Raw genomic sequence first — 26,454 nt, 5'->3', positions numbered from 1 at the left:
GTCGGACGACGCCGCTCCGGGAGCGGTCACTCGACGAGACGCTCGATTTCGGTCACGAGAACGTCGCTCGCACCGACGTCTTTCAGCGCGTTGATCGTCTCGAAGACCTCGCTGTCGTCGACGACCGCGTGGACCGCGACGTCGTCACTGCCCGCGATGTCCATCACTGTCGGCCCGCCCATGCCGGGAAGCACCTCTTTGACCTCGTCGAGGGCGTCGGCCGGAGTATTCATCATGAGATAGCGTTTCCCATCGGCAGCGAGAACCGATCCCAGCGCCGTCTCGACCTGCCGGACTTTCTCGTGGTCGCGGGTGTCCTCGCGGGCGAACAGTCGGACGGACGACTCGAGCACGTCCGCGACGACCGACAGGCGGTTCATCCGCAGGGTCGTCCCGGTCGAGGTGATATCGACGATCGCGTCGGCGATGTCGACGTGCGGGGTGAGCTCGGTCGCGCCCGAGACCTCGGTAATCTCGGCGTCGACCCCCTGCTCGTCGAGGAACTCCCGGGTCACGTTGGGGAACTCGGTCGCGACCCGCCCGCCGTCGAGGTCGCCAACGGTAGCGATGTCGCCGTCTTCGGGCGCGGCGAGGACGAGCTTACAGCTCCCGAACTCGAGATCGAGCAGTTCGACGAGGTTCTCCCGCCGGGCCTCGGCGACCTGATCGAGGCCGGTGATGCCGACGTCGGCAGCCCCGTCGGAGACGTACTCGGGGATGTCGGCGGCTCGGGCGAACAGGATCGTCACATCGGGATCGACCGTCTCGGCGTGGAGTTTTCGGTCGGCACCGTCGACGACGTGCAGTCCGGCGCGTTCGAGCAACTCGACGCTCGGCTCGTGGAGACGGCCCTTGTTGGGCACGGCGATGCGCATACTGCAACGTGGGGGGCGGCGGGCAATTGCTTTTCCCTCTCCGGCTGTCGGCGCGTCGAACTGCTGACCGGCACTGAGCGCTATCGAGTCCTGTGACGGGGCCGTCGCCTCACCTGAACAGACTCCGGACGGCCGACAGAAGTCGGGCGAGGACACCCGACTCGGAGGGTTCGGCGACCGCCCAGTCGGCCTTCTCGGCGGCCTCGGTGACGCGGACGTACTCCCAGTCGAACATCGTCGAGACGCGCATGTCGTCGTCGCTCGCCCCGACGTAGACGTGTCGCGGCGTTGAGGTCGTCTCGCGGACCTCGTCCAGAGTGAGCCATCTGTCTCGGCCCTGCAGGTCGAAGTCCTGTCGGAGGTCGTGTTGCTCGACGAGCCGCTCGATCCGGTCGGTGTCGTCGTCGATTAGGCCGACCGCCCGGCTCCAGGTCTGTGCGTCCTCGAACGCCGCTGTCGGGTTCTCGAGTCGTTCGACGGCCGCCAGCGAGAACGCGAGTGTCACCCGCCCCGTCTCGTCGTCGCTTGCGCTCATTCGACTCTCAGGCGCTCGCCGCGCTCGTCACTCTCCTCGATGGCCGCCAGCACGCGCTGGACAGTCGCCCCGTCGGCGAAGTTCGGGCGGTACTCGCCGCCGTCCGCGACCGCCGTGAGGAACTCGTAGTTCTCGTGGACGAACGTGTGTTCCCACCCGAGGACGTGTCCCGGGGGCCACCAGCGCTCGCCGTAGGGGTCGTCCTCGTCGGTGACGAGCACGCGCTGGTAGCCGCGGTCGCCCTCGAGGTTGACCTCGAGCTCGTTCAGCCGTTCGAGACCGAACCGCAGGCTCCCCTTCGAGCCGTGGATTGCGATCGCGTGGTCGTTCTTGTGGCCGGTCGCGAACCGCGAGGCCTCGAGCGTCCCGACGGCCCCGTTCTCGAAGGCCGCCTGCGCGCTGTAGGCGTCGTCGACGGTCACCTCGCTGGAGTCCTCGCCGTCCGGAGTCGGTCGCTCGTCGACGAACGTCCGCAACTGGCCGCTGACCTCGGCGATGTCGCCGACGAGATACCGCGCGAGATCCACCGTGTGTGCGCCCAGATCACCGAGCGCGCCGCTGCCGGCGAGGTCGGCGTCGAGCCGCCAGCTCCAGGGCGCGTCGGGATCGACCAGCCAGTCCTGGAGGTAGCGCCCGCGGAAGTGGCGGATCTCGCCGAGCTCGCCGGCGTCGATCAATCGCTTCGCGTACCGGATCGCCGGGACGTACCGGTAGTTGAACGCCGTCGCCGTCGGGACGGCCGCGTCGGCGGCCGCCCGGGCCATGCGTTCGGCGGTCGCGTCGTCGGCCGCGAGGGGCTTCTCACAGAGGACGGCCGCCCCGGCCTCGAGCGCCGCGATCGACGGTTCGGCGTGGAGGTGGTTCGGGCCGAGGTTGTAGAAGACGTCGACCTCGTCGATCGCGTCCCGCCAGTCGGTGGTCGTCCGTTCGAACCCGAGTCGGTCGGCCGCCTCGGACAGGGCGGATTCGTCCCGGCCGATCAGTACCCCTCGCTCGATAGTCGGTGCGTCTGGGAAGAACATGGGCAATCGCGCGAGCGCGTTGGCATGGGCCCGACCCATGAACCGGTATCCGAGCATTCCAACGGAGAGTGTCATGGGTACCACGTCGGGCGACAGCGGAAAATACCTTGCCCGGAACTGTCAGTCGGACGACAGCGTCACGCCCAGAACGCGTCGCCGGGCTGGTCCTCGAAGACGACGCGCCGGAGCAACTCGACGCCCTTTTCGAGCCCTTCGCTGGCGGAGGTAAGCGCGTCCTCGTGTTCGATCGAGAGCGCGCCGTCGTAGCCGACCATCCGTAGCGTCGAGACGACGTCCCGCCAGTGGTCCTCGCCGTGGCCGTACCCGACCGACCGGAACAGCCAGGCCCGGTCGGCGACCTCGTCGTAGGCGGTCGTATCCAGCACGCCCTTCGTCCGGACCTGTTCGTCGTAGACCCGGGTGTCCTTGGCGTGGACGTGGTGGATGGCCTCACCCAGCAGTCTGATCGCGTCGGTGATTTCGATTCCCTGCCAGTAGAGGTGCGAGGGGTCGAAGTTCGCGCCGACGCGCTCGCTGGTCCGCTCGCGGAGTTCGAGCAGTCCCGTCGGCTCGTAGATCAGCATGTTCGGGTGCATCTCGATCGCCAGATCGACATCGTGCTCGTCGGCGTAACTCGCCAGCTCCCGCCAGTACTCGGTGGCGACCTCCCACTGGTACTCGTGGGCGTTGGCGTGTTCGCCCGGCCAGGGCGTGGTCACCCAGTTGGGCACCTCGTCGTTCGGGCCGCCGGCCGGCAAGCCGGAGAAACAGGTCACGGTCCCCACGTCCAGCAGCGCCGCGAGTTCGATCGCCTCGCGCAGTTCTCTGTCGGCCTCGGCCGCCCGCTGCTCGTCGGGATGGAGCGGGTTGTTGTGGGTCGCGAGCGCGCTCACGCGAAGGTCGTGTGCGTCCAGATCGTCCCGGAGGGCGTCCCGCGCGTCGGGATCGGACAGCAACGCCGATCGATCGACGTGATCCGATCCCGGATAGCCGCCACAGCCCAGTTCGACGGCGTCGACGCCGAGTCCGGCGAGATATTCGAAAGCCGATTCGCGCGGCTGGTCCCCCAGCGGGACGGTGAGTACGCCGACGTCCATGTCCGAACTGACGACCGACGAGATAGTAAAAGTGGGGTCGGGCGACCGTCGCGAGCTACGACGTCTCGTAGCGGTCGAACAGCGTCTGAGCTGGCGCGCGCGTCGTGAGCACGGCGATGGCGTCGTTCGTCGCCGACCGCGACGTCAGCGCCGCTGCCTCGGAACTGGTCGCGGCCTTCGACCAGCAGTAGGCGGTGCCGTTTTTGCGACAGTCGCGACCGTTTTATCGAACGGGCCCGAACCCCTGGGTATGAGTCTCGACACGATGGAGCCGGATCCCGTTTTCAACGAAGACGCACACACCGATACGATCGACACGCTTGCCGAACACGACGAGCTGACCTACATCGTCTGGGGCGGCGACTGGTGTGGCGACTGTCGCGCCCAGTTGCCGACGCTCGGCGCGGCCCTGCAGGCGGCCGGCGTCGACGACGACAGAATCGAGGAGATCCCCGTCGAGAAACTGGACGACGGCTCGAAAGCCGGCCCGAAAGTCGAGGCGTACGGGATCGAGTACATCCCGACCGTGGTTGTTGAGCACGACGACACGGAAATCGCCCGCTTCGTCGAGCAAGAGCCGGTCTCGATCCCGGTCTACCTGGCCGAGCGGATCCGTGAGTACTTCGGGCAGAACTAGGCCTCGGCCGGTCTACCCGACCGCGCTCTCCCGAGAGTCACAGGCGAACTAGGTGTAATAATACGTCATTATATTCCTTTTGCGATTAATACTTGTGTTCCCGAACCCTCCCTATCTTTGATGCCACATAGCCAGGATGTCGAAGGTACGAACGATCCGGAATCGCCGTCGCAATACGAGTGTCTCCAGTGTGGGACGATCGTCGAGGCGACGACAAACCCCGGAACCTGTAGTTGCGGCGGCGACTTCCACAACCGGGCGAAATCGCTCGAGTAGCTGTTTTGCACGCCAGGTTCGCGATGCGTGAGGGGAACCGCCACGCGTCGCGTTCCGGACGCCCACGGTGCGTTTCGGGACTTGCTCCCTAGTCTCGCAGCCACTCGATCGCCGCCTCGAGGTCGTGCTGGGGCGGCGAGCACGCGAACGCCCGGCAGGCGTAGACTGTCGGCTGCCCGTCACGAGCGTCCCGGCCGGCCCAGATCGGTGGCGCGTCGGCCATCTCGAGCCGATCGAGCCACGCGTCCAGTCCGTCGGCCGTCGGCGGCCGACGAGTCAGGATCCGGGCCGGTAGATAGGTCGTCGCCAGCCGATCTCGCCACTCGTCGGGGATCGACTCGGCGGCGATCGTGAGCTCGGCCGAGCCGTTCCGGTAGCGATCGGCCGCCAGCGTCAGCGACGCGTGTCGGAGCGGGTCGCGTTCGATCGTGTCGGCGTGCGTCTCGAGTACGCCCGCGGCAACCTCGGCAAAGCGATCGTCCGGCCGGACGCCATCGAGCGCGAGCAGCGTCTCGGCGGCGACGCCCGCGCTCGAGGGCGTGGACTGATCGGACAGCTCCTGTGGCCGGGCGATCAGGCGTTCACCGCCGGCGGGCGTGAAGTACAGCGTCCCGGCGTCGGCGTCCCAGAACCGCTCGACCAACGCGTCGCCGAGGTCGAGCGCGAACGACAGGTGTTCGAGGTCACCGGTCACTTGGTAGGTGTCGAACGCGCCGCGCGCGAGGAAAGCGTAATCCTCGAGATACCCGTCGATCCGGACATCGCCGTCCTTGTATCGACGGTGCAGGCGGTCGTCGGATCCGTCCCAGAGGTGTCGACGACAGAACGACAGCGCCTCGCCGGCCGTCTCGGCGTACGACGGATCGAGGACGAGCCCGCCCGACGCGAGCGCCGAGATCGCCAGCCCGTTCCAGCCGGCCAGTACCTTCTCGTCGCGGTTCGGTCGCGGTCGCTCGCTCCGCGCGTCGAAGACCTGCTTGCGGGCGGTTTCGAGTCGATCCTCGACGGCATCCGGGTCGAGTTCGTACGCCTCCGCCAGCTCCGGAATCGGGGCGTCGCGAGTGAGGACCGTCTCGCCCTCGAAGTTGCCGGCCCCGGTGATGCCGTAGCGATCACAGAACAGGTCGGCGTCGGTCTCGCTCCCGACGGCCTCGCGCACCGCCGCGGGCGTCCAGGTGTAGAACGCCCCCTCCTCGCTCGCTCCGGGGTCGTCGGGCGGCGCGCTGCGCGCGTCAAGCGTGCTGAACAGCCCGCCCTCGGGGTGGCGAAGCTCTCGCCGAAGGAACTCGAAGGTCTCGCTGGCGGCTTCGGCGTAGCGGTCCTCGCCGGTGGCCTGATAGCCCAACAGGAGCACGCGCGGGATCTCGGCGTTATCGTAGAGCATCTTCTCGAAGTGCGGGACGACCCACTCCCGATCGGTCGCATACCTGTGGAAACCGCCGCCGACCTGATCGTAGATCCCGCCCTCGACCATCGCGTCCAGCGCCTCGGTCGCGACGGTCCGGAACTGTTCGCGACCGGTCCGCCCGTAGGCACGCAACAGGATCCGGAGCCGCCCAGTCTGGGGGAACTTCGGGCCGCCCGATCCGAACCCGCCGTGCGTGCGGTCGGCGCGCTGTACCGCGGTCTCGCCGGCTCTCGCTAGCAGGTCGTCGCCGACCTCGCCCGACCGTTCGGGGGTCGATGAGAGTTCGTCCTCGACGGCTTCGGTCCACTCCTCGGCGCGGGCTTCGATCTCCTCGCGCTCGTCGGTGTATCTGGCTCGCAACTTCCCGAGCACCTCCAGGAAGCCGGGCATCCCGCGGCGCGGCTCTCGCGGGAAGTACGTCCCGACGTGGAAGGGCTGCTGGTCGGGCGTGAGCCACACCGACAGCGGCCAGCCGCCGCGGCCGCTGACCAGCTGGGCGAGTGTCTGGTAGACGCTGTCGAGGTCGGGCCGTTCCTCGCGGTCGACCTTGATCGGAACGAACTGTTCGTTGAGCACCTCGGCGACCGTCTCGTCCTCGAAGCTCTCCTCGGCCATCACGTGACACCAGTGACAGGAGGAGTAGCCGATCGACAGGAAGATCGGTCGGTCGCGCTTGCGGGCGGCCTCGAGTGCGGCCTCGTCCCAGGGTTGCCAGTTGACCGGGTTGTCGGCGTGCTGCTGGAGGTACGGACTCTCCTCGTTCTCGAGGCGGTTGCGCGCGAGCGGGTCGTCGGTCATGCCCGCGGTTCGGGACGGCCGGGCTAAACCCCGACGCCTCCGGCAGTCTCGCCCGGCTTCTATGGTGTCGAGTCCCGAGCGACGAGCGTCCCGGGGCGACCGCCCGAGAGGAACGTCCGCAACTGTGCCGGCCCGAACACCGACGCCGGCGTCTCCAGTTCCAGCAGCGCCCGTATCTTCGCGGCCATGCCCCCGGTCACGTCGGTCGCCTCGCTCTCGCCCAGCGCCGACGCGACCGCCTCGAAGTCGTCGATCCGGTCGATCACCTCGCCGTCGCCGTCGAGGACGCCCGGGACGGTCGAACAGACCCCGACGCGGTCGGCGTCCAGTCGCTCGGCCAGCAGCGTGACAATCTCGTCGCCGCTGAGGATCGTCGCTCCCGCGCCGCGCTGGGCCACCACGTCGCCGTGGGCGACCGGGACGAACCTCTCCGCGAGCATCGTCGCGACCGGTTCGGAGGGGAACGCAGTCCCCCCGCCGTCGTCACGGTAGGCGACCGAGAGCGGGCGAACGGGAAGCGCGGGCACGTCCCGATCCTGCAGCGCCCCGACGACGGCCGCGTTCAGTTCGCCCATCGCGTCGTGGATTTCGCGGATGCCGGCCGCGTCGTGGGTTCCTGCCGCGTCGGTGACGCCGTGAGCGGCGGCAGAAGGGTGTCCGAAGCTCCCGCCGCCGTGAACTACGACGAGGTCGCCGTTCGCCTCGGCGATCGCGTCCGCCGCGTCCGTCAGCGCTGCCCGGTCGACGGTTTCCGGCTCGTCTTTGTCGGTGACGACGCTCCCGCCGAGTTTGAGGACTGTCGTCACGATTCCACCCGTACGCCTTCGGTGTCCAGTTCCGCCCGGAAGACCGACTCACAGCCCTGCGTGTAGCGGAGTGCCGTCTCGGTTCCGTCGTCCGGATCGAGCGCGACGATACAGCCGCCGCCGCCAGCACCGGTCAGTTTCGCGCCGAGCGCGTCCCCCTCGCGGGCCGCCCAGACCATCGCGTCGAGCGTGCGCGAGGAGACGCCCAGCGCTGACAGCAGACCGTGGTTGAAGTCCATCAGTTCGCCCAGTTCCTCGAGATCCCCGGCCTCGAGCGCCTGCTCGCCCTGTCGAACGATGTCGCCGATCGCCCCGACGGTGTCGGCGGCGAAGTCGTACTCCTCGCGAAGGTCTCTGACCCCGGCGACCAGCGCGCCGGTGTCGCCCGAACCGCCGTCGTAGCCGATCACGAACGGGAGGTTCGGCACGTCGTCGATCCGCCGACAGTCGTCGCTCTCGACGCGGACCGCCCCGCCCATCGCCGAGCAGAACGTGTCCGCACGGGAGGCCTGGCCGTCCTGTACCTCGTACTCGACGTGGTAGGCACGGTCGGCGATCTCCGCGGCGTCGAGTTCGACGCCCAGTTCGCGCGTCGCGGCGTCGATGGCCGCAGTCACGACTGCGGCGGAGGAGCCGAGTCCGGCACCGAGCGGGATCGAACTCTCGATCGTGACGTCGAATCCGGCGTCGGGCGCGTCGGCCGCGTCGCGGGCCTGTTCGATCGCCTCGTTGACGTAGCCCATCCCCTCTTCGAGCAACGGCTCGGCGACGTCGACGTCCGGCGTCCCGGTCGCGTCGCCGTCGTATTCGACGGTGAACCCGTCGAGCGTCAGGTCGGTCGCGTTGACGCGCAGTCTGTCGTCGCCTCGACGTTCGGCAGTGATCCGGGCGCGGCGTTCGATCGCGCAGGGGACGGCCGGCTCGCCGTAGACGACCGCGTGTTCCCCGAAGAGATACACCTTCCCAGGGGCGCTAGACGTGACCATACCCGTCCGTTGCAGTCCGGGACACAAAGTGTGTTTCCACCGAGAACGCCGTGGGGCCGACCGCCGCGTGTCCCGGCCGCGGTCACGTCGCCCGGCGATCGGGCAACTCGATCTCCTCCGGTGCGGGCATCCAGAAGTAATCGAACGTCGCCCCGAGCGACAGCGGCAGGACGACCACGCCCATGACGACCACCGCCGGCGAGCCGAGGTTCGGACCGAGCCCCAGTCCGCCCCCGAGAACGAGCGTCGTCGCTATCAGCACGATCGTCCCCACGAACGCGACATAGGTCAGACTCCCCCAGGCGGTTTCCAGTCGGACCCTGAAAAACCGGGTTAGCAACGCCGCGATGGCGCTGTTGAGCAAAAGGATGACCGAGAGACCGATCGCGTCCGCGACGTCGACCATACCCGCGATACCGATTCGATACGCTTTGCCGTATCGCTCGCGGCAACCGACGCCGGAGCTCACTCCAGCGAGATGTACGTCCGCGTGTCCGAGACGCCGTCGAGACCGCGGATCTCGCCGGAAACCGACTGCATCACTTCGTAGACGTCCTCGCCGTCGGTCTCGGCGATGATGTCGTACTGTCCGGCGACGATGTGCGCTTCCTCGACGCCCGTGACCGCGCCGATCGAGGCCAGTAGCTCCTCTGACTTCCCCGCTGCCGTCTTGATCATAACGAACGCCCGGACCATTATGATGTATGGTACAATATCACATAGCAAGTAAGTTGCGCCCCTGCCGCGGTGCATACCTTTATTCCCCCGGTCAGTATATTCCCCCATATGCGATACGTTATCGTGGGTGCAGGACGCGTCGGGTTACGGACGGCCCGCGCGCTCCGCGAGAGCGGCCACGAGGTCGTGCTCGTCGAGCGATCGGGCGAGCGGGCCGAACGGGCCAGTGCAGACGGGTTCACCGTCGTCGAGGGCGACGGCGCGCTCGAATCGACGTTACAGCAAGCGGACGTCGAATCGGCCGACGCGCTCGGCGGGTTGACTGGCGATCTCAACACCAACTTCCTCGCGTGCCTGATCGCCGACCACTACGGCTGTCGAACAGTCATGCGGATCGACGAGGATTACCGGGAAGAAATCTACCGCAAATACGCCGACGAGGTCGACGAGGTCGTCTACCCGGAACGTCTCGGAGCGATCGCCACCAAGAACGCGTTGCTCGGCGGGAACATCCGGGCGATCGCCGACGTCGCCCACGACGTCCAGCTCGTCGAGCTGACGATCAACGCGGCGTCGCCGGTCCAGGGCTACAGCATCAGCGAACTCGAACTGCCCGCCAACAGCCGTCTGCTCGCCTTCGGCAAGGAGGGTGAACCGATGACCGTCCCAACGGACGACGTGTCGCTGGAGGACGGCGACCGGCTGGTCGTCGTCGCTGATTTCGACGCTCTCGGGGACGTTCGGAGTATCGTCGTCGGAGAAACCGGCCGCGCGGCGCTCGGAGGTGCCTGAACATGGTTATCGCATACGTTATGGTCAAAGCTCACACTGGCGAGGCGGATCGACTCAAATCTGCGATCGAAGGACTCGACGGCGTTGTCGAGGCGCACATCGTCGCCGGCGACGTCGACCTCATCGCGAAGGTCGAGGTCGACTCGCCGGCACACGTCAAAGACATCGCCGCCACGCACATCCAGGAGATCGACGGCGTCGAGGGAACGCAGACGTACATCGCGATGGACTAGCCGACCGGATGCGATTGGCCTGTCCCTACAGCGGCGTCCCGCCACGCTCGCCCGCGGCGTCCCCGGACTGCGCCTGATCGAGCAGTCCCGAAACCGGCGGTCGGTAGTCGTACCCGGGAACGATCCCCTCGACGTAGGTCCCCTCGACGTACTCGACGAGCGTCTTCGCGATATCGGCCGCCTGGGACTCGCTCCCGAGCGTGAAGGCGTAGGCGATCTCGACGCGCTGGTCTTCGCGCCGGACCTCGAAGGCGTCCAGTTCGAGGTTCGCACGCGTTGCCATCGGGGCGTCCTCGAGTCGGCGTTCGAGCGTCTCGAACCAGCCGTCCTCGACGGCCGGGCCGACGACGTCCTCGACGGCCGCCGACAGCGTCGGAACCTCGACTGTCACGACGTACTGACTGTTCCAGTCGGCCTCGGTCGCTTCGACTGTCACTCTCGCGTCGAACGCCGTCGTCGTCACGAGCGCGTGGTCGTCCCGCAGGTCGTAGCTATCGCGGGCCTCGAACGCCTCGCGCACCGCGTCGGGCAACTCGTCTGTCATCGCTCGCTGTAACGCCGCGACGAGCAAAAATACGTCGTATCGGGGGCGTCGACTTTGATACGGTCGGTTGTAAGTCTGTTCCGGATCGATCGCACCCGGTATGCGATCGTACCGGTAAATCGTTACAACCGACCGTATGAGTCCTACCGGCCAGTCACCATCACATGTAGCCGAGGTCGCGCAGCCGTTCCATCAGGTCCTCTTTGTCCTGAGCGCGGCCGGCGCGCTCGGTCGTGTTGGCCATGTCCTGCAGCCAGGCGGGCTCTTCGGCGGCCTTGTCCGTGCTGACCTCGCTGCCGAGCGAGCGGAACCCGGCGAAGTACTTCGGCGAGACGGGGACGTCTTCCTTCCCGACGCCGTCGGGCAAGTCGTCCTGGCCCTGGGGTACGTAGCCGTCTTCGGGGAACGCCTCGACGGTGTCCGGGACGACGAAGTTCCAGAACGTCTCCCAGACGTCGGCTTCGGTGAACTGCAGGATCGGCTGGACGCGGTCGTGAGGCGGATAGATGTCCGGGTCGTGGCGCGGCGAGAAGAACGTCTCGTCGGCGCGGGCCTCCTGTTCGTCCCAGCGCACACCCGAGAGGACGGCGTCGACATCGTGCGCTTCGAGGGTGTCGTTGAGCGCGACCGTCTTCAGCAGGTGGTTGCCGACGTAGGTATCCAGCAGGAACGGGAACGTCTCCTCCTCGTACTCCAGCAGGTTTCGGACGTGGTGCTGATTGTGCTCGCTGAGCGCGTCGATCGGGATGTCGTCGCCCGGCTCCAGCCCGTGCTCGTCGACGTAGTCGCCGACATCGGTGTTTCGCGCCCAGATGACCTCCAGGTCCCACTCGTCGGCCCAGTGCTCGACGAAGTCGATGAGTTCGTCGAAGTGCTGGTAGTGGTCGATAAAGACGACCGGCGGCACCTCCAGATCGAACCGGTCGGCGACCTCCTTGACGAAGTACAGCGTCAGCGTCGAGTCCTTGCCGCCGGTCCACATGACGACCGGATTCTCGTACTGCTGGAGTCCCTCGCGGGTGACCTCAATCGCCTTCTCGATCTTGTCCTCGATACTCCTGTAGTCCTCGGGGTCTTCCCCCTCGCCGTCGGCGTAATCGACGTCGAGATACTCGGGGAACTCGGCTTGCTTCGACATCGTGTAATGAGATATAATTAGATGGCGCTGTAAGTGTCTTTCGGGACCGGAAGAGTCGGACTCAGCGGCCGAACTGGCCCCGGTCGAAACCGCTTTCGGCGCGTGCACCGTCCGTTCGATCATGCAGCTGGTCAGTGACGGGGAGACCTACGGGATCCTCCAGCGTTCGGGCGACGAGGAATGTCGGATCAGAGCGCTGCCGGAGGGAACGATGACGACCCGACCGTGTTCGGAACTGTCGGCGGTGGATCCGAGCGAATTCGCCGACTGGCTTGGCGTCACTGCTGGCGATTCCGGTTCGCGGGACCGCGCCGAACGGGCGCTCGCACTCGTGCTCGAACTGGCAGTCGGCGGTCCCGCCTCGGCGCGGCAGTTGCTCGATCGGTTCGACGCCTGTGAGAGCGAACTCAACGGGACCGCGAGTGAACTCCGGGCGGCCGGGTTGATCGTGCCGACGACCGTCTACGGCCAGCGGGGCTACCGGACGACCGACGCGGCACAGGACGCGATCGCGGCGGACGGTACGCCGGTTCCGTCCGATCTCGACTAGTCCGACTCGACGGCTTCCGCCAGGACCGGCGAGTCGAGTCGCTCGACGTGCGAGCGGTTGCTCGTGGGGTCTTTCTCGACGTGGACGAGATCGTCGGCCGCGCCGATCAGCTCCTCGTCGTGACTGACCACGACGATCTGCTCGACGCCCAGCTCGCGCATCCGCTCGATCAGTGCCACGAGCTGTGAGACGTGTCCCGAATCGAGGAAGACGGTCGGCTCGTCGAGCACCAGCGGCGGCATCGGGGCCGTCCCCTCGATACCCTCCGACAGCAGGCGGTAAATCGCGGTCCGCAGCGAGAGGTTGAACAGCGCCCGCTCGCCGCCCGACAGCTGTTCGGGATCGAGCGTGTCGCCGTTCTTCTGGTGGATCGTCAGCTCGTAGTCGCCGTCCAGCTCGATGCGCGAGTAAGAGGCGTTCTGATAGATCAACTCGAAGGTGTCGTTGAGCATCCGTTCGAGGGTCTCGACGTTGCGCCGGCGCAGTTCCGCCCGGAGCTGTCCGTACATCGATTCCAGCTGTTCGGTCTCCTCGTACAGCGATTCGAGCCGCTCGAGGACCGTCGCGAGTTCCTCGCGCCGTTCTCGAAGCTCTTCCAGCGTTTCGAGCTCCTGCTTGACGCCGCCGATCCGGTTCTGCAGGTCGTCACGACGCTCCCGGAGCGACGCTAACTGCTCGTCGACCTGCTCGATGTACTCCGTCGCGTTCTGTTTCTCCGCCTTTGCGGCCTCGATCTGCGAGTCGTCGGCCGCCTCTTCGAGTTCGGATCGGCGCTCGCGTTTCTCGGCGAGCCGTTCGCGGCGCTCTCCGTTCGTCTCGGCGAGGTCCGAGCGGCGCTCGCGCAGGCGCTCGATCTCGCGTTCGGCGTCGTCGATCGCCTCAAGTGCCTCGAGCGCCGCCTCGAGTCGCTGTCGCCGCTCTCTCAGTTCGGTCCGACGCTCGTTGATCGACCCGACCTGCTGGCGCGCCTGTTCGGCCTGTTGCTCGGCCTGCTCGGCGTCTTCGAGCACCTGTTCGGCCTCCTCTTCGAGGTCGGCTGCGGACTCCCGGAGTTCGGTCATCCGCTCGCGGTCGCTTTCGATATCGGCGGCCTGCTCCTCGAGCAGTCCCTCGACGGTCTCGCGACGCTCGCGCAGGCGCTCGATCTCGTCTTCGGCGTCTTCGAGCGTCTCCGCCCGCTCGAGTCGTTCCTGCAGCCGGTCGCGGTGTTGCCGGCGTTCGCCACGCTCGTCTTTCAGTTTCTCGAGGTCCTCGCGGCGCTCGCCGAGCGATTCGACGTGGGGCGAGCCCTCGACATCCTGACCACACTCCGGACACTTGCCCGCCGCAAGCAGCGCCTCGGCTTCCTCGATGGCCTCCCGTTGCCGGTCGATCTCGGCCGATAGCTCCGTCAGTTCGTCCCGGACGGTATCGAGATCGTCGGCGATCGCTTCGCGGTGCTGCTGGGCGTCCCCGACATCGACCGGAGCGTCCTCGAACTGGGCGCGAAGCTCGTCGATCTGTTCGTCGAGTTCGTCCATCCGCTCGCGCCGCTCGTCGAGCTTCGACTCGGCCGATTCGATTTCCGCTTCGAGTTCGTCCGCCCGCTGGCGCTTCTCGGCGGCCTGTGACTCCAGCGAGTCGACCCGATCGCGTGCGCTTTCGGCCTCGCTGGCGTGTTCGCTGGCCTCGAGTCGATGCTCCTCGATCTCGTTCCGGAGCTGTTCGTCACGTTCGTCGAGTTCAGCGAGTCGTTCTTCGATGGCCGCGACGTCCGCGTCGACGTCGAGATCCGACTCCTCAAGGGCCGACTGCGCCGTCGCCTCGCGGTCTTCGACTGTCGATTGCAACTCGCCGAGCTCCGACTGCAGCGACTCTCGCTCGCGTTCCGTCTCGGCGATCGTCGCCTCCAGGTCTTCGATCTCCGACTCGACGGTCTCCAGTTCCTCACGCTTCTGTTCGTACTCTTCGAGGACTGATTCGGCCTCTTCGAGGGTCTCGACGGCCGCCTCGCGTTGCTCCTCGAAGCGGTCGATCTCCGAGTTGACTTCCTGAAGCTCTGTCTGGAGTTCGTTGAGCGTCCCGGGCAAGTCCTTGTCCTCTTTGGCCTCGATCTGTTCGTCGAGCTGTGCGAGCGCACCCTGCTTGTCGTCGCGGACGCGACCGACACCGACGCGGGCGTCGCTGGCCCGCGAGCGGTAGCCCTCGAGCTTGCCAAGCTGCAGGAGTTCGTCGATCATGTCCTGACGTTCGCCCGGAGTCGCGTTGATCAGCTTGTTGACCTCGCCCTGACGGACGTACGCGCAATTGACGAACGCCTCGTGATCCATGCGAAGGAGCTCGGCGACGCGATCGCCGACGTCTCTGGCACCGTCGTAGGTCGCCTCCGGCCCCTCCAGCACGCACTCGGCGGTCGTCGGGCGCTCGCCGGTCGCCCGGACGCGGCGCTTGAGGTAGTACTCGCCCCCGGCGTGAGTGAACCACAGCTCGACGACCGTCTCCTCGGCCCCGGTCGTGACGACCTCCTCCAGCGTCGCGTCGAGCGCCCGGGCCCCGTACAGCGCGAAAAACGCCGCCTCCAGCAGCGACGTCTTGCCGCTGCCGTTGACGCCGTGGATGACCGTCACGCCCGGATCCAGACGCAGATCGGCGTCGCCGTAGCACTTGAAGTTCTCCAGGGAGATGCGCGTGAATTTCATAGGTATTCCTCCATGGTGGCCTGTCCGTCCCCGTCCGACTGCGCGACCTCGGCCGATCCGGTGTCAGATGCGTCGTCGGAGGACGCGGCGTCGGGTTCGCCCTCGGCCGCCTCGAACGCGCCCGGATCGGCCTGCTCGACGATCCCGGCGACGCGCTGCTGGACGCGATCGGCGACGTTCGAGTCGGCGACCTTGCTCGCGCGGACGGTCTCGTCGATGTCCCGCGCGGCCGGGCTCAGTCCCAGCTCGCGGATCCGTTCACGAACAGCGTCATCCGGGTCCGCGAACGAGATCGACACCTCCTCGTCCGGCTCGATCTCCCGGCGGTCGTTGACGCGAGCGACCAGCGCCCCGTCCTCCAGCGCGACCGTCTCGACCTCCGCGGGCGTGATCGGCTCGCCGTCGCCCTCGATCGTCACGATGACGACCGCGTCCTCAAGGTCGTGTTGCAGGACGCGATCGCGGACGCGACCGTACCCCTCGCCAGCCTCGAGTGCGACGTCGACGAAGACGAACTCGCGGGTCGGCAGGCCGCGCCGGCGGATGTCGACCCCCTCATCGAAGGTGACGAGATTGTACCCGCGATCGTCCCGCTCGGAGCCGCTCGTGCGTTCGGTCGAGCCACAGTAGGTCAGCCACGTGTCCCCGACTTCGGCGCGTTTGGGGGTGTGATCGTCGCCGAGCAACATCGCGTCGAAGTCGACGGGCGATTCCGCGAGCACCGCCTCGGCGTCCCAGTCGCCGTGATCGAACGGCTGGAAGAGCCCGTGTGCCACCAGCGCCGCGTGGTCGGCGTCGTTGGGCTCGAAGTCGTACGCAAGCGACGAACGCTGGGACTTGGGGACGTAATCGAGCCCGTAGAAGGCCGTCCCGTCGATCGTCACCGGCTCGGCTCCCAGCCGAGTGGCCAGCCCCAGCGACTCGAACAGGTCCAGCCACTGGGCGTCGCGCTTGGTCTCGTGGTTGCCCACGATGGCGAGAAACGGGATCGAGGCGTCCTCGAGCGTCCGCAGGACCGACAGCGTGCCCATGATGTCGGCGAGTCCCGGTCGGCGGTCGTGAAACAGGTCGCCGGCGTGGACGACCGCGTCGACGTCCTCGGCGACGGCGTCCTCGATCACCTGCCGGAACGCCGATAGAAAGTCCTCCCGACGGGCGGGTTCGTGGTACTGCTGATACCCCAGGTGCGTGTCGCCCGTGTGGATCACCCGCGTCATTGCGCGGGGGTAGGCCGTCCCGTCCTAAAGGGGTTCCGAGACCGCGGTGAAAGTGAAAGTTCCGGGCTTCGAACGTTGCGCAGTACGGCCTTACCGTGGAGTTGTGGCCCCGATCAAACCGTACATATATCGAGTATCATATATGTCTTTGGAGGCGTGTGAGAGACAAGGCGCGGCTCTTGCAGAGCGCGTCTCGGGCCAACTGAGTGGGGAGAACGATTGTTGCTTCGACTATAACGATTCCTGGGGCGAAGATACCACCATCGGGGAGGCGACTGTGTCCGAGACGTTCGTCGTTCCCGTGGCAGCGACGCCGCCGGACAGTCCGCTCCCGCTGCCTGCGCTGTTGTTCGTGCGTCGGATCCGCCACGAGGACCAGCTGCTGTTCGTGGGCGGCTGGCAGATCGACGACGGTGCGCTCTACGAGAACAGCGCGACGCTGCTGGTCGCCGACGGCCCGAACCTCGTCGTCGGCGTCACGCGCTCGGACATTGAGGACGGCGGTATCGACCTCAAGAAGACGGTAACCGACGACAGAGTCGTTCGGAAAAAGCCCGGGCGGACGAAATACTCGAATATCACGCTACAGAGCCAGTACGACCCGGACGCCGAGTACTTGCCCGCGGGTGCCCACTCATACGGTCGGTTGTAAGTCTGTTCCGGATCGATCGCATCCGTTATGCGATCGCACCGGTAAATCGTTACAACCGACCGTATCAGTGTCCAGGGACGACGGGGACCTCTACTGCTGGGGAGTCCAGTCCCACGAATCACTTGCACGGCACGACACTCGCGACTGTGACGACGACGCCGATGTCCGCCCATCGGCCGTTATAACGGCGCTCGATGCACCGGTACTGCACCTTGTCGGGGCTGCCGACGCATCGAACGACGTGAAGTTCAAAGCAGGGGCGGAGCTGTCGAAATCCGTCAACTGATAGGGATTAGCGTAGCTGATCGGAGGAACTGTCACTCCGATCGGGATACCGGATCATCGTTCCCGGGCGAAATCTATGGATTTCTACGCTAATCCCTATGAGAGCGTCGGCGTTCGATCGGCGCAAAAACTTCAATGAAAAAGCGAACTGCTCGGCCTTCGGCCTCGCGCCGGGAACCGCACTCGCTCCGCTCGCGCGGATACGACTGCTGTACACACCCTCTATATCTCGTACGCTGTGTTGAAAATATCCGATGGCTATGTGTTTTGATCCTACCATTCTACACTCTACGCTTGGGAAGGTACTGAGCGTTTAGCTGCTCCAATCTATCGAGTGCTGACTTGCCATAGAAGTCGGAAACGAACCGTGGAATATGGCGGGTTTTGGACTCGATCACGAGGTTTCCCGTAGCACTAAGTGCAAAGTTTTCCTAACAAGTATGCATGAGATTGGAGGCGACTGCAAAAGACGACGAGTACAAAGTCTGGATGACAGACACGGAGCTCGAAGAGCTCCGACGGCACGCTGCTACCCACCGTGACGACCTGATCATCCAGCTCGGCGGGTACGTCGGTCTGCGTGCGTTCGAGATTCCTCAGATCGAACCGCGGCACGTCCGGCGGACGGAGGACGGCGAACACTACCGGCTCCGCGTCCCCGAGGGCAAGGACACGAGCGGAAACGGGGGGAAGCCACGGAATGCATACCTGCCCCGGGACGTAGAAAGCGATATTCACCGGTACGCGAACGCCGAGAACGTTGACCGGCATCAGCCGCTCGTGGAACTGTCCGAACGCGGCGTCCGAGATGTCGTAAAGCGGACTGCCGAGCGTGCGGCGGAAGCAACCGGTGACGACGACTATCGGTACGTCTCCAGCCACGATCTCCGCCGGCGGTTCGCGCAGCGCCTCCTTGTCGAGAAGCAGGTGAATCCCCGCGTCGTGATGCAGGTTGGTGGATGGGACTCCTTCCAGGCCATCGAACCGTATCTGAACGCGCCGACGCCCGAAGTCGTGAACGAGGCCTTCGAGGAGGCTGGTCTCGTATGAGCGAAGACGATGATGTCGATTCCGAGAATCCACGTCCAAAGGGTCACTACCCCCGGTTCGCTGACAACGAGTGGCACTACGTCCCGGACGAGCTCGCGCAAACGATCTCACTTGGGCCAGCCGGCGATGGAGAGAAGGGTCAGGGCTGGGTGTTGACATACACTCCCGAACGGCGCAACAAGGATGACCACGAAAAGGTGCTAGTCGGGCTGACTCCCCGAGCGCTGCACGAGCTGTACATTGAGACAAAGAACCTCTCGACTGACCAGCGGACGCACGGTCACAGTGCCGAATGTGATTTGTGCGGCAAGCAAGTTGATCTCGATAAGGTGATTCCAAACCCGCGTGGCGAGCCGTGTCACAAACATTGCTGGGCGGAATACACAGGCGCACCCGAGTGGTTCGCTGACCACGTATGACCGATGAACCACCGGTGCTACAGCTGCACCACCCAGCCGATAATCGGTTCACACTCCGATTCATCAGTGACGACAAGCAGGTTCGGTCTGAGAAGGCGACTCAGCTGTCGGAGCAGTCTGACATTGAGATGGCCATTGCTGACGAATCAGTCGGCGGTGAGACGATCTACCTCCTGTACACGCGGACGTTATTCGATGCGGCGTACCCCGAGTTTGAGACCGAAGAAGAGGTCATTGAGTGGTTTGATACGGAGTTTTCTGAAGGCGATAAGCAGATTCTCTTTGCCGTCATCGATATTTTCGACGGGATACTCACAGAGAAGGAGGAGCAAGGAGCGGACTTTTCCACTTACAAGAAGATGGATCTGGAGAAGATCCCGGGCGTGCTGAACCGCGTCGAGTGGCGGCAGTTGGTACCCGATGTGGGTGCGGAATTGCTCTCGTACTTCATTCTCGCTCATCCAATGCCAAACACGAATCACCGGACTGGAATTGGGCTGCTTGACCGGTATCTCACTTCTTACGACGAGGGCTTCTCAATGCCGGACACCGGAGAAGAAGGCCGGTGGTACCAGTGGGTGCGGGAGTTCATTTACGACTCAAAACGTATCCTCACGCTCCGGAATCAGCTTCCGTTGTTGAAGTGGGCGCATCAGTACGGGTATGAACGCGTTGAGCGGAAAGAGGGTATCCAGATCGATCTCGCGGAGATTAATGTAAACCGAACTGATCATCGGAGCTACTACACAAATCGTCATCTTGACCGGTCCTGTGAGTTCGTTGAGACCGCTCTGAATGAGGCCGACGCTACTCACTTGCAGGGAGAAACTGACGATGGGAAACGTGCGTTTGTTGATCGGCTGCGAGGAGCAGAGTAGCTAATCAGGGAGGTTAGCGAGCTTACGCCCGATTTCATACGAGTCCTTGCTGAGCTGGGAGCGGTCTCCCGTCTGCTCTTCGAGGACTCGCTTGAACTCTTCAAACTCCATTTCTGCTCTAAACTTGGCACTGACGCCATATGAATGTGGTCATCACCCGCAAAACCGGCCCCAGGTGACTTACCTGGTATGACCTCGCCCCTCCATTTCGGCGGCTTCGTCCTTATCCACCCTTCGTGCGGATACTCCGTGAAGCCATCCGTCTTTAGCTAATACTCAGAGTAATACTACTCAGCCGTGATTTTTGGTCAGATCTCATCTGTACACTCGCTAAATTGCGGGAAATACCGGTTTGCAGCATCGTTTATCGACTAATTCCACTATGAACAGCGTCTCACCTCTTGAAATCCATTTATCTGGTATCAGTAATAATTCCTCACTCAATAATCACCATCAGGCTTAGTTAAAGACGAATGATGGGTCACCTTTTGGGTGGACACCAGAGGCGTCCCGTTCCTCACGGGAGCCAGTTGCTACCGAACTCTAGAGGGAACCTGTCATAGAAAGCTTCGCACGCTCTGCCTATCCAAGTCTTGTCAGGATTCGCGTGCAAGATGCACAGCGCGTATCGGTCACTGATCGTTCGGCAACCGGTGAGGCGACGAATTGGTAGAGACAGAGTATCGACTCATCAGTAGACTCTCACGGTACGCCCACATATTTGTGGCGCTGGTAGACATAGACGATTGATAGAAGCGTAATTGGCGGGAATATTATATAATAGTACCAACTAGATGGTTTCCACGTCGAAACTGACTCAACATACTGTTTATCGAGATGAATGAAGATGGGTGAGAAAAAAGTGAGAACGAAGCCGAGCAAAGCAACAGGCGCAATAAATAGTGCGTAGAAGGCGTCTGGGGGAGCAACCAGCCCAAGAACTATCATAATCGGAATGAGCGCAACGAGTATGCCGATCGGGATCCACCATCGGTTTTCTGGTGGACGTGACCCTGACACATCCGTATTGACTTGAATCATAGCTAACAAAATGGCGTATATGGATATCAATCTTGTCTCAGAGTGGCGACTGACAACACTCGATACGCAGACCTACCAAAACTACTATTCCGACGATGATGAGATGAAACAAACGACGACCAACTGCTGTATACAGCCTCTGCATGTTGCACGTCATTCCTGTCAGAATGTGGGCTTTTCCTTGGCTAACCGAGTGTGTGGTCAACGAAGCATCCTCGGTTCGTGGAGCGTCACTCGGTCTGCAGCGAGTAGACGCGCTTGCGGGCGTCGGTAAAGGAGAAGCGAGCGTCGACGACGCCGATCTCCTCCAGCCGGTTCAGCGCGTACCGGACCGTCCGGCCGGGCAACAGCGTCTCCTCGGCGAGTTGACTCTGGGTCAACTGATCGTTGTACTCTAGGGCTTTTGCGACGAGCTTCGCGCTCGGGGGGAGCTCTCGCAGTGCCTCTCGGTCGTGGTCCGTCGGTGCATCCGTAGCGATCGGCTCGGTCGTGCTCATCGTACCCCGAACGAGTGGATACAGAGTAATAATATTTTCTCTTCTAAAATATGCTCTATGGTAATCAATTCGGTGTTATCGTCGGGCGGGTCGTCGCGAGCGACATAAACCGTCTTTCCGTGGGAGACACATCTGACACCACCCGAAACCTCTTATGAACACATCCACTACCGAGGGGGTAATGACGGACACCGTCGATGAAGTCAATCTCCCGTACGACGAGGACGCCTCCCAGCAGGAAAAGATCGAGGCCCTGCAGGAGCGTCTCGAAGTGCTGGAGTCACAGAACGAAGAGATGCGAGACAAGTTACTCGACGCGAACGCCGAGAACAACAAGTACCAGCAGAAACTCGAGCGACTCACCCACGAGAACAAGAAGCTCAAGCAGTCGCCGCTGTTCATCGCCACCGTGCAGGAACTCACCGACGAGGGGGTCATCATCAAACAGCACGGCAACAACCAGGAAGCGCTGACCGAGGTCACCGAGGAGATGCGCGAGGACCTCGAACCCGACGCCCGGGTCGCGGTCAACAATTCCCTGTCGATCGTCAAATCGCTCGACGACGAGACCGACGTCCGCGCCCGCGTGATGGAAGTCGACCAGAGCCCCGACGTCGGCTACGAGGACATCGGCGGCATTCAGGAGCAGATCGAGGAGGTCCGCGAGACCGTCGAGATGCCCCTGAAGAGTCCCGGCATGTTCGAGGAGGTCGGGATCGACCCGCCCAGCGGCGTCCTGCTGCACGGCCCGCCGGGCACGGGCAAGACGATGATGGCCAAGGCCGTCGCCAACCAGACCGACGCCACGTTCATCAAGATGGCCGGCTCGGAACTGGTCCACAAGTTCATCGGCGAGGGCGCGAAGCTCGTCCGGGACCTGTTCGAGCTGGCTCGCCAGCACGAACCCGCCGTCATCTTCATCGACGAGATTGACGCGATCGCGAGCAAGCGCACCGAGTCGAAGACCTCCGGCGACGCGGAGGTCCAGCGGACGATGATGCAACTGCTCAGCGAGATGGACGGTTTCGAGGACCGCGGGGAGATCCGGATCATCGCCGCGACCAACCGCTTCGACATGCTCGACCGGGCGATCCTCCGGCCCGGCCGCTTCGACCGCCTCATCGAGGTGCCAAAGCCCGACAAGGAGGGGCGCGAACAGATCTTCCGCATCCACACCCGGGACATGAACCTCGCCGAGAGCGTCGACTTCGAGTCGCTGGCGGAGGAGGTTACCGAGGCCTCCGGGGCGGACATCAAGGCCATCTGCACTGAGGCCGGAATGTTCGCCATCCGCGACGACCGCTCCGAGATCGTCGAACAGGATTTCTACGACGCCTGGGAGAAGATCCAGCAGGAAGCCGAGGACGACGAAGAGATCTCCCGAACGTTCCAGTAACAGTCTCTGCGCTGTCGGTGGTCAGCGTCACTTCTGGGCGCACGGGTCGTCGTGCAAAGCGGCCCGGAGTTCGCCTCCGGGGCTCTCAATTGAGCGGTCACAGCTCGTTGCTGTAACGATTGATCGCGTGGAACAGACGGACAGCAACCACTATCAGGGCTCGTTGACGTCGCAGTCGAGTAGGTGGGAAAACCGCTCCTAGTCTTCGAGCGCGTCGGCGATTCGGTCGACCGACCGCCGAAGGTCGTGGACCTCGTCGCGGAGCTTGCGGAGTTCGCGGACCATCTCTTCGTTGTCGCTGTCCTCTTCTTCACGGCCGCGCCCGCCGGGTCCGCCAGCCATGCCGCCGGGACCGCCGCCGCCCATCATGCCGCCCATCATCTGCGCGAAGGGATTGCCGCCACCCATGCCGCCGGGGCCGCCACCGCCCATCATCTCTTCCATGCGTTCTTCGCGGCTCATCTCTCCGCCCTCGCCTTCTTCGCGCTCCTCGGAGCGCTGCTGACGGATCTCCTCGACGCGCTCGCGGAAGGACTTCCCGTCGTCGCCGCCCTCGTCGGCCGCGTCGTCTTCGCCGTGTTCGCCTTCTTCAGGGTCGGACGCCCGGGGCGTGTTCCGGGGCGATGGGATGTCTTCCTGTTCCTCGGCGTCGGACTGATCTGACTGCTCGTCGTCTGTCATGCTCCGATTTTCGCGTGGGGTTCGGAAAAACGTTGTCTTGTCGCTACCCGGCGAAATCGAACCGGCGACGCGCCAGCAGCGAGAGGCCGGCCAGCGTAACCAAAAGCAGCGCGAGGTTGAACGCCGCCTGGAACAGCGACACGTAGGACGCAGCGACGAACTCCGAAATCGCGCGGCTGGCGTTCGTGTAGAACCCGTACGCGGTGACGGCAGCGAACAGCGCCAGTCCGGCCAGTGCGGCGAACTCGAGGGTCGCCTGCAGGGATTGCGTGTCTCCGCCCGTCTCGCTAGTCACGACCGATTCATCACCCCCGTCGTCCGCGGCGTCGTCGACGAAGACGTTCTCGGACGGCGTCTCGGTCGAGGCACTCTCGTCGTCAGTCGGCGGGTCCAGAGTGCCGTCGGACGCCTCCGAATGTGGTTGCGCTGGCTGTTCGTCTGTGTCGTCGGAAGCGTTGCCAGTATCAGTCATGTGTCCGTCTGAATATGAGCGCGCTTGTGAGAACGGCGACCAGCGCGACGGCGACGCCGAAGCCGGGACCGTCACCGCCGCCGGTCTCAGGGGTCGCGGTTTCGGGTTCGCGTTCACGCCTGTCGTCGGAGTCGTCCCCGACGAAGTCGTCGACGTTCAGGTCGATCGAACGGGTCGTCCGGTTCACCTCGATGGTCTCCGTGGGATCGAGGTTCGCCCCAGCGGCCGCGGTATCGACGATCACGTCGTCACGGGTCAGGATCGCGTCGAGCTGATAGGAGTAGTTGTCAGGGACCGACAGGCGCGCGGTCGGCGTGCCCGTCCGCCCCGGACGGACGTCTTCGACCCCGACAGTGGCGCGGTCGGCGACGATGTTCGAATCCGATTGCCGGGCGCGCACGAGCAACTGGAGGTCTTCGGCCGGCTGATCGCCGTGGTTGGTCAGAAACGCCGTCGTGTTGATCGTCACAGTGTCATCGTCCGTCGAGACGATGTCATAGGTTACCGTCGGGAACAGCGGGCCGAACTCGTGAAACTGAAGCCCCGTCCTCGCGGCGGCCGGCCGGAGGGCTTTGACGCCGTCGATCTCCGTCGAACGAGTCGTTCGGCGCTCGCCGTCGACGAAGACCAGCGTCTCGAAGCGGTAGCCACCCGATCGCTCGACGGTCACGTTCAGCTCGACCGGCTCGTCGCGGTCGCCTTCGAGGTCCCCGACGTCGCTCCCCGCGCGCGTCTCGACGAAGCCGGTATCAGTGTCGATCGCGCGGACGAGCAGCGAGACGTTCTCCGACGTGCCGCCCTCGTGGGCGAGCCAGTTCGTCACCGTCAGCGTCGCCGAGTCCTCGGAGACTGCCGCGGGCGTGAGACGGATCTCGGAGAGGTCCAGTCTCCCTTCCGGTTGCGGCTCCGGATCGTCCTCGCCGTCTGCGAGGGCCCCCGGTGCGATCAGCGCGAGCAGGACGGCGACGACGAGCACCACCGCCGCCGCCCCCACAAGTGCGTGTTCGCGTTGCACGTCCTCGACTGCTCGTGACTTCTATAAGTGTTTTGTGCTAACAGGGAGAGGACGAAATACAGTCGAATCGAGGACGGATCGAATCACTCGAAAGCACTCAGACTGGACTGTAACTGCCGCGATGCGGCCTGACGGCCCACGTCGTACCCGATCAGCTGACGCATGTCCACGGCGTAGGTGCTCCCCGCCCGCTCGAGCACGAGCACCCGCCCCTTGCTGCCTCGGATCGTCCCGGTCGCCATCGTCTCGACGACCGGCCGATCGTCGATATCAAGCCCGTAGTCGAAGGTATACGTCGCGATGGGGTCGTACCCCGCGAGGAGATCAGCCCAGGCGTCGGCATCGACAGTGCGGTGCAGGCCCTCGATCTTCGTCGGGACGCGGACGCGGTCGCCCACGTCGGTCGCGATGTCCGCCTCGATCTGTCTGGCGATGCGACCGTTCTCGACGGTTCGGATGTGGGCTGCTCGATCCGCCCCCTGCTCGCGGAGCCGGGTTTCGAGCCGCCACGATCGGGTGACGCCGACCTTGAACGTCGCCGGTGCGAACGCCGCCAGATAGACGGCGTGCTCTTCCCGACACGTCGAAAGCGGGAGGTCACAGTCTCCCGTGCAGCGCGCACACGGCCAGCGGTCGGTGTGCTGGGGACAGTACGGTGCCTGCTGAGCGTCACAGGCGAGATGGCGAAGCGTGTCGCCGGAGCCGTCAATCGTCCCGGCACAGTGGCGCTGTTTTAAGGACAGCTCGAGTCGCTCACCCGGCTGAAGCGCCCGCCGCTGGACGTCCCCGTCGTCCGCGAGCAGCAGCGCCGGTTCCTCGCCCGGCGTGTCCGTCTCGTAGCCGACGATTTGCACGCCCGACCGTAGCGCCCGGAGGGATTTGGCCCTTGCCATCACCGGGCCCTGCGGACGGGGACGCTCGAACCGGGCGAGCGGCTCGTCGAGACGGTTTCCGATCCCGACCGTCCGGCCGGAGAACGGACGATCCGGGCGTGGCTGTGTGCCGTGAGCGTCGATTGCGAAGCGACGACGACCCACTGGGCACGATAGAACGGGCAACACGGGCCTGGACAGACGATATTATCCGAGTCGGACGCGGATCCAGTCTCATGACAGAGCGAACGTCGACGACACGCCGCGGGTTCCTCGTGAGCGGGGCTGTCGCGGGCTCAGTCGGGCTCGCCGGCTGTGGTGCACTCAGCCGTGGGGGAACGAAAACGACGGTCGATCCGGACGCCGAGACGCTTCCGACACCAGTTCGAGGTGACTCGAACGCCGACGTGACCGTTATGGCGTTCGAGGATTACGTCTGTGGCCACTGTGCGACCTTTGTTCTCGACCATCTCCCGGATCTCATCAGCGAGTACGTCGAGCCGGGAACGGTCCGATACGAACACCACGATTTCCCGCTTCCGCTGAGCGACGAATCCTGGCGCGCACCCAACGCCGCTCGGGCCGTTCAGGATACCGTCGGCGAAGACGCGTTCTGGGAGTTCTCACACGGACTGTACGAAAACCAGTCGGATCTCGGCCCGTCGCTCTACGAAACGCTGGCCGAAGAGGTCGGTGCCGATCCGGAAACCGTCAGATCGGCTGCCGTCGACGAAACGTACGAAACGACGGTCGTAGCCGACAGACAGTACGGCGACAGCCTCGGCGTCGACTCGACCCCGACGGTTTTCGTGAACGGTAACGCCCTCGGTCGCTACGACTTCGAGACGGTCTCGCAGGCCGTCGACGACGCGCTGTGACGTCCGACCGATCCGAAAGCGGCTAACCCGTCCCGAAAGAGGAGTCGA

30 protein-coding genes are annotated in these 26,454 nt (G+C 64.6%); 12 read left to right on the top strand and 18 right to left on the bottom strand.

The window, feature by feature from the left end; all coding sequences use genetic code 11:
* Positions 1–26: 26 nt before the first annotated feature.
* From hisG to HSR122_RS10175, 4 genes are all read right to left on the bottom strand, one after another.
* Positions 27–875, bottom strand: a complete 849-nt coding sequence (gene hisG / locus HSR122_RS10190; RefSeq protein ID WP_229109620.1) for an ATP phosphoribosyltransferase — start codon at positions 873–875, stop codon at positions 27–29.
* Between the two features lie 109 nt (positions 876–984).
* Positions 985–1,410, bottom strand: a complete 426-nt coding sequence (locus tag HSR122_RS10185) for a DUF7124 domain-containing protein (RefSeq protein ID WP_229109617.1) — start codon at positions 1,408–1,410, stop codon at positions 985–987.
* The gene (locus HSR122_RS10180) at positions 1,407–2,507 is read right to left on the bottom strand and encodes a Gfo/Idh/MocA family protein (RefSeq protein WP_229109614.1); all 1,101 of its coding nucleotides are present in this window, start codon (positions 2,505–2,507) and stop codon (positions 1,407–1,409) included. Before HSR122_RS10180 ends, HSR122_RS10185 begins: the two co-directional genes overlap by 4 nt.
* Before the next feature lie 62 nt (positions 2,508–2,569).
* The gene (locus HSR122_RS10175; RefSeq protein WP_229109613.1) at positions 2,570–3,529 is read right to left on the bottom strand and encodes a sugar phosphate isomerase/epimerase family protein; all 960 of its coding nucleotides are present in this window, start codon (positions 3,527–3,529) and stop codon (positions 2,570–2,572) included.
* Positions 3,530–3,779: 250 nt separating this feature from the next.
* On the opposite strand from HSR122_RS10175, the gene HSR122_RS10170 reads away from it, so the two are divergent.
* Positions 3,780–4,166, top strand: coding sequence for a thioredoxin family protein (locus HSR122_RS10170; RefSeq protein ID WP_229109611.1), 387 nt, complete (start codon positions 3,780–3,782; stop codon positions 4,164–4,166).
* A gap of 120 nt (positions 4,167–4,286) precedes the next feature.
* The gene (locus tag HSR122_RS10165) at positions 4,287–4,442 is read left to right on the top strand and encodes a rubrerythrin-like domain-containing protein (protein ID WP_229109608.1); all 156 of its coding nucleotides are present in this window, start codon (positions 4,287–4,289) and stop codon (positions 4,440–4,442) included.
* Between the two features lie 88 nt (positions 4,443–4,530).
* On the opposite strand, the gene HSR122_RS10160 is transcribed toward HSR122_RS10165, so the two are convergent.
* The 5 genes from HSR122_RS10160 to HSR122_RS10140 all read right to left on the bottom strand — a co-directional run bounded on the left by HSR122_RS10160 (position 4,531) and on the right by HSR122_RS10140 (position 9,136).
* Positions 4,531–6,648 (bottom strand): thioredoxin domain-containing protein, encoded by a 2,118-nt coding sequence (locus tag HSR122_RS10160; protein WP_229109606.1) that lies wholly within the window; start codon positions 6,646–6,648, stop codon positions 4,531–4,533.
* 59 nt (positions 6,649–6,707) lie between these two features.
* Complete coding sequence (locus HSR122_RS10155; protein ID WP_324254638.1) at positions 6,708–7,454, bottom strand: isopentenyl phosphate kinase; 747 nt, start codon at positions 7,452–7,454, stop codon at positions 6,708–6,710.
* A complete protein-coding gene (gene mvk / locus HSR122_RS10150) occupies positions 7,451–8,440 on the bottom strand; it encodes a mevalonate kinase (RefSeq protein ID WP_229109603.1) in 990 nt (329 codons plus the stop codon). The genes HSR122_RS10155 and mvk overlap by 4 nt, the downstream gene beginning before the upstream one ends.
* 82 nt (positions 8,441–8,522) lie before the next feature.
* Positions 8,523–8,846: a hypothetical protein gene (locus HSR122_RS10145; protein ID WP_229109601.1), complete on the bottom strand. Its 324-nt coding sequence runs from the start codon at positions 8,844–8,846 to the stop codon at positions 8,523–8,525.
* A 59-nt stretch (positions 8,847–8,905) separates the two neighbouring features.
* On the bottom strand, positions 8,906–9,136 hold the full coding sequence (locus HSR122_RS10140; RefSeq protein WP_229109599.1) for an Lrp/AsnC family transcriptional regulator: 231 nt from the start codon (positions 9,134–9,136) through the stop codon (positions 8,906–8,908).
* 90 nt (positions 9,137–9,226) lie between these two features.
* On the opposite strand from HSR122_RS10140, the gene HSR122_RS10135 reads away from it, so the two are divergent.
* Together HSR122_RS10135 and HSR122_RS10130 are read left to right on the top strand one after the other, a co-directional pair.
* On the top strand, positions 9,227–9,910 hold the full coding sequence (locus HSR122_RS10135; RefSeq protein ID WP_229109597.1) for a potassium channel family protein: 684 nt from the start codon (positions 9,227–9,229) through the stop codon (positions 9,908–9,910).
* 2 nt (positions 9,911–9,912) lie between these two features.
* Positions 9,913–10,143: an Lrp/AsnC family transcriptional regulator gene (locus tag HSR122_RS10130; protein WP_229109595.1), complete on the top strand. Its 231-nt coding sequence runs from the start codon at positions 9,913–9,915 to the stop codon at positions 10,141–10,143.
* Positions 10,144–10,168: 25 nt separating this feature from the next.
* On the opposite strand, the gene HSR122_RS10125 is transcribed toward HSR122_RS10130, so the two are convergent.
* Complete coding sequence (locus HSR122_RS10125; RefSeq protein WP_229109593.1) at positions 10,169–10,687, bottom strand: DUF5813 family protein; 519 nt, start codon at positions 10,685–10,687, stop codon at positions 10,169–10,171.
* A gap of 160 nt (positions 10,688–10,847) precedes the next feature.
* Positions 10,848–11,825 carry a phosphoadenosine phosphosulfate reductase family protein gene (locus HSR122_RS10120; protein ID WP_229109591.1) on the bottom strand — a complete coding sequence of 326 codons (978 nt, stop codon included), beginning with the start codon at positions 11,823–11,825 and terminating at the stop codon, positions 10,848–10,850.
* Positions 11,826–11,946: 121 nt separating this feature from the next.
* On the opposite strand from HSR122_RS10120, the gene HSR122_RS10115 reads away from it, so the two are divergent.
* On the top strand, positions 11,947–12,375 hold the full coding sequence (locus tag HSR122_RS10115; RefSeq protein ID WP_229109590.1) for a DUF7346 family protein: 429 nt from the start codon (positions 11,947–11,949) through the stop codon (positions 12,373–12,375).
* Here the strand turns inward: HSR122_RS10115 and rad50 are convergent.
* On the bottom strand, positions 12,372–15,053 hold the full coding sequence (gene rad50, locus HSR122_RS10110; RefSeq protein WP_229109589.1) for a DNA double-strand break repair ATPase Rad50: 2,682 nt from the start codon (positions 15,051–15,053) through the stop codon (positions 12,372–12,374). The two genes, HSR122_RS10115 and rad50, sit on opposite strands and share 4 nt — an antisense overlap.
* Positions 15,050–16,270: a DNA double-strand break repair protein Mre11 gene (mre11, locus tag HSR122_RS10105; RefSeq protein WP_229109588.1), complete on the bottom strand. Its 1,221-nt coding sequence runs from the start codon at positions 16,268–16,270 to the stop codon at positions 15,050–15,052. The genes rad50 and mre11 overlap by 4 nt, the downstream gene beginning before the upstream one ends.
* A 277-nt stretch (positions 16,271–16,547) precedes the next feature.
* Here mre11 and HSR122_RS10100 point away from each other — a divergent pair, with 277 nt between their 5' ends.
* The 5 genes from HSR122_RS10100 to HSR122_RS10080 all read left to right on the top strand — a co-directional run bounded on the left by HSR122_RS10100 (position 16,548) and on the right by HSR122_RS10080 (position 19,554).
* Positions 16,548–16,922 (top strand): hypothetical protein, encoded by a 375-nt coding sequence (locus tag HSR122_RS10100; RefSeq protein WP_229109587.1) that lies wholly within the window; start codon positions 16,548–16,550, stop codon positions 16,920–16,922.
* A 67-nt stretch (positions 16,923–16,989) separates the two neighbouring features.
* Entirely contained in the window at positions 16,990–17,208 is a 219-nt protein-coding gene (locus HSR122_RS10095; RefSeq protein ID WP_229109585.1) for a hypothetical protein, read from the top strand.
* Between the two features lie 443 nt (positions 17,209–17,651).
* Entirely contained in the window at positions 17,652–18,257 is a 606-nt protein-coding gene (locus HSR122_RS10090; protein ID WP_229109583.1) for a site-specific integrase, read from the top strand.
* Positions 18,254–18,676, top strand: a complete 423-nt coding sequence (locus tag HSR122_RS10085) for a hypothetical protein (RefSeq protein WP_229109581.1) — start codon at positions 18,254–18,256, stop codon at positions 18,674–18,676. The genes HSR122_RS10090 and HSR122_RS10085 overlap by 4 nt, the downstream gene beginning before the upstream one ends.
* The gene (locus tag HSR122_RS10080; RefSeq protein ID WP_229109579.1) at positions 18,673–19,554 is read left to right on the top strand and encodes a hypothetical protein; all 882 of its coding nucleotides are present in this window, start codon (positions 18,673–18,675) and stop codon (positions 19,552–19,554) included. Before HSR122_RS10085 ends, HSR122_RS10080 begins: the two co-directional genes overlap by 4 nt.
* Before the next feature lie 1,271 nt (positions 19,555–20,825).
* On the opposite strand, the gene HSR122_RS10075 is transcribed toward HSR122_RS10080, so the two are convergent.
* On the bottom strand, positions 20,826–21,092 hold the full coding sequence (locus HSR122_RS10075; protein ID WP_229109578.1) for a MarR family transcriptional regulator: 267 nt from the start codon (positions 21,090–21,092) through the stop codon (positions 20,826–20,828).
* A 181-nt stretch (positions 21,093–21,273) separates the two neighbouring features.
* Between HSR122_RS10075 and pan1 the strand changes: the two genes are divergently transcribed.
* The gene (gene pan1 / locus HSR122_RS10070; protein ID WP_229109576.1) at positions 21,274–22,488 is read left to right on the top strand and encodes a proteasome-activating nucleotidase Pan1; all 1,215 of its coding nucleotides are present in this window, start codon (positions 21,274–21,276) and stop codon (positions 22,486–22,488) included.
* A gap of 198 nt (positions 22,489–22,686) precedes the next feature.
* Here pan1 and HSR122_RS10065 read toward each other — a convergent pair whose 3' ends face one another.
* The 4 genes from HSR122_RS10065 to HSR122_RS10050 form a co-directional block, all read right to left on the bottom strand.
* Positions 22,687–23,169: a hypothetical protein gene (locus HSR122_RS10065; protein ID WP_229109575.1), complete on the bottom strand. Its 483-nt coding sequence runs from the start codon at positions 23,167–23,169 to the stop codon at positions 22,687–22,689.
* A gap of 43 nt (positions 23,170–23,212) precedes the next feature.
* A complete protein-coding gene (locus HSR122_RS10060; protein WP_229109573.1) occupies positions 23,213–23,641 on the bottom strand; it encodes a hypothetical protein in 429 nt (142 codons plus the stop codon).
* Complete coding sequence (locus HSR122_RS10055) at positions 23,634–24,656, bottom strand: DUF7490 domain-containing protein (protein WP_229109572.1); 1,023 nt, start codon at positions 24,654–24,656, stop codon at positions 23,634–23,636. Before HSR122_RS10055 ends, HSR122_RS10060 begins: the two co-directional genes overlap by 8 nt.
* 83 nt (positions 24,657–24,739) lie before the next feature.
* A complete protein-coding gene (locus HSR122_RS10050) occupies positions 24,740–25,549 on the bottom strand; it encodes a DUF2797 domain-containing protein (RefSeq protein ID WP_394355523.1) in 810 nt (269 codons plus the stop codon).
* Between the two features lie 215 nt (positions 25,550–25,764).
* On the opposite strand from HSR122_RS10050, the gene HSR122_RS10045 reads away from it, so the two are divergent.
* A complete protein-coding gene (locus HSR122_RS10045; protein ID WP_229109571.1) occupies positions 25,765–26,406 on the top strand; it encodes a DsbA family protein in 642 nt (213 codons plus the stop codon).
* Positions 26,407–26,454: the final 48 nt, after the last annotated feature.

The sequence above is a fragment of the Halapricum desulfuricans genome (genome assembly GCF_017094525.1).
In the GTDB taxonomy this organism is placed as follows: domain Archaea; phylum Halobacteriota; class Halobacteria; order Halobacteriales; family Haloarculaceae; genus Halapricum; species Halapricum desulfuricans.
The sequence above is the reverse complement of the archived record's forward strand: the minus strand, read 5'-3'. Positions and strand labels throughout refer to the sequence as shown.

Excerpts from the sequence above, each read along its gene's own strand:
- HSR122_RS10140 (WP_229109599.1), bottom strand. The coding sequence starts at position 9,136 with ATGGTCCGGGCGTTCGTTATGATCAAGACGGCAGCGGGGAAGTCAGAG.
- mre11 (WP_229109588.1), bottom strand. The coding sequence starts at position 16,270 with ATGACGCGGGTGATCCACACGGGCGACACGCACCTGGGGTATCAGCAG.
- HSR122_RS10145 (WP_229109601.1), bottom strand. The coding sequence starts at position 8,846 with ATGGTCGACGTCGCGGACGCGATCGGTCTCTCGGTCATCCTTTTGCTC.
- HSR122_RS10175 (WP_229109613.1), bottom strand. The coding sequence starts at position 3,529 with ATGGACGTCGGCGTACTCACCGTCCCGCTGGGGGACCAGCCGCGCGAA.
- HSR122_RS10050 (WP_394355523.1), bottom strand. The coding sequence starts at position 25,549 with ATGGCAAGGGCCAAATCCCTCCGGGCGCTACGGTCGGGCGTGCAAATC.
- HSR122_RS10135 (WP_229109597.1), top strand. The coding sequence starts at position 9,227 with ATGCGATACGTTATCGTGGGTGCAGGACGCGTCGGGTTACGGACGGCC.
- hisG (WP_229109620.1), bottom strand. The coding sequence starts at position 875 with ATGCGCATCGCCGTGCCCAACAAGGGCCGTCTCCACGAGCCGAGCGTC.
- HSR122_RS10065 (WP_229109575.1), bottom strand. The coding sequence starts at position 23,169 with ATGACAGACGACGAGCAGTCAGATCAGTCCGACGCCGAGGAACAGGAA.
- HSR122_RS10085 (WP_229109581.1), top strand. The coding sequence starts at position 18,254 with ATGAGCGAAGACGATGATGTCGATTCCGAGAATCCACGTCCAAAGGGT.
- HSR122_RS10160 (WP_229109606.1), bottom strand. The coding sequence starts at position 6,648 with ATGACCGACGACCCGCTCGCGCGCAACCGCCTCGAGAACGAGGAGAGT.
- HSR122_RS10180 (WP_229109614.1), bottom strand. The coding sequence starts at position 2,507 with ATGACACTCTCCGTTGGAATGCTCGGATACCGGTTCATGGGTCGGGCC.
- HSR122_RS10075 (WP_229109578.1), bottom strand. The coding sequence starts at position 21,092 with ATGAGCACGACCGAGCCGATCGCTACGGATGCACCGACGGACCACGAC.
- mvk (WP_229109603.1), bottom strand. The coding sequence starts at position 8,440 with ATGGTCACGTCTAGCGCCCCTGGGAAGGTGTATCTCTTCGGGGAACAC.
- HSR122_RS10090 (WP_229109583.1), top strand. The coding sequence starts at position 17,652 with ATGAGATTGGAGGCGACTGCAAAAGACGACGAGTACAAAGTCTGGATG.
- rad50 (WP_229109589.1), bottom strand. The coding sequence starts at position 15,053 with ATGAAATTCACGCGCATCTCCCTGGAGAACTTCAAGTGCTACGGCGAC.
- HSR122_RS10125 (WP_229109593.1), bottom strand. The coding sequence starts at position 10,687 with ATGACAGACGAGTTGCCCGACGCGGTGCGCGAGGCGTTCGAGGCCCGC.
- HSR122_RS10130 (WP_229109595.1), top strand. The coding sequence starts at position 9,913 with ATGGTTATCGCATACGTTATGGTCAAAGCTCACACTGGCGAGGCGGAT.
- HSR122_RS10115 (WP_229109590.1), top strand. The coding sequence starts at position 11,947 with ATGCAGCTGGTCAGTGACGGGGAGACCTACGGGATCCTCCAGCGTTCG.
- pan1 (WP_229109576.1), top strand. The coding sequence starts at position 21,274 with ATGACGGACACCGTCGATGAAGTCAATCTCCCGTACGACGAGGACGCC.
- HSR122_RS10170 (WP_229109611.1), top strand. The coding sequence starts at position 3,780 with ATGAGTCTCGACACGATGGAGCCGGATCCCGTTTTCAACGAAGACGCA.
- HSR122_RS10120 (WP_229109591.1), bottom strand. The coding sequence starts at position 11,825 with ATGTCGAAGCAAGCCGAGTTCCCCGAGTATCTCGACGTCGATTACGCC.
- HSR122_RS10060 (WP_229109573.1), bottom strand. The coding sequence starts at position 23,641 with ATGACTGATACTGGCAACGCTTCCGACGACACAGACGAACAGCCAGCG.
- HSR122_RS10080 (WP_229109579.1), top strand. The coding sequence starts at position 18,673 with ATGACCGATGAACCACCGGTGCTACAGCTGCACCACCCAGCCGATAAT.
- HSR122_RS10045 (WP_229109571.1), top strand. The coding sequence starts at position 25,765 with ATGACAGAGCGAACGTCGACGACACGCCGCGGGTTCCTCGTGAGCGGG.
- HSR122_RS10165 (WP_229109608.1), top strand. The coding sequence starts at position 4,287 with ATGCCACATAGCCAGGATGTCGAAGGTACGAACGATCCGGAATCGCCG.
- HSR122_RS10185 (WP_229109617.1), bottom strand. The coding sequence starts at position 1,410 with ATGAGCGCAAGCGACGACGAGACGGGGCGGGTGACACTCGCGTTCTCG.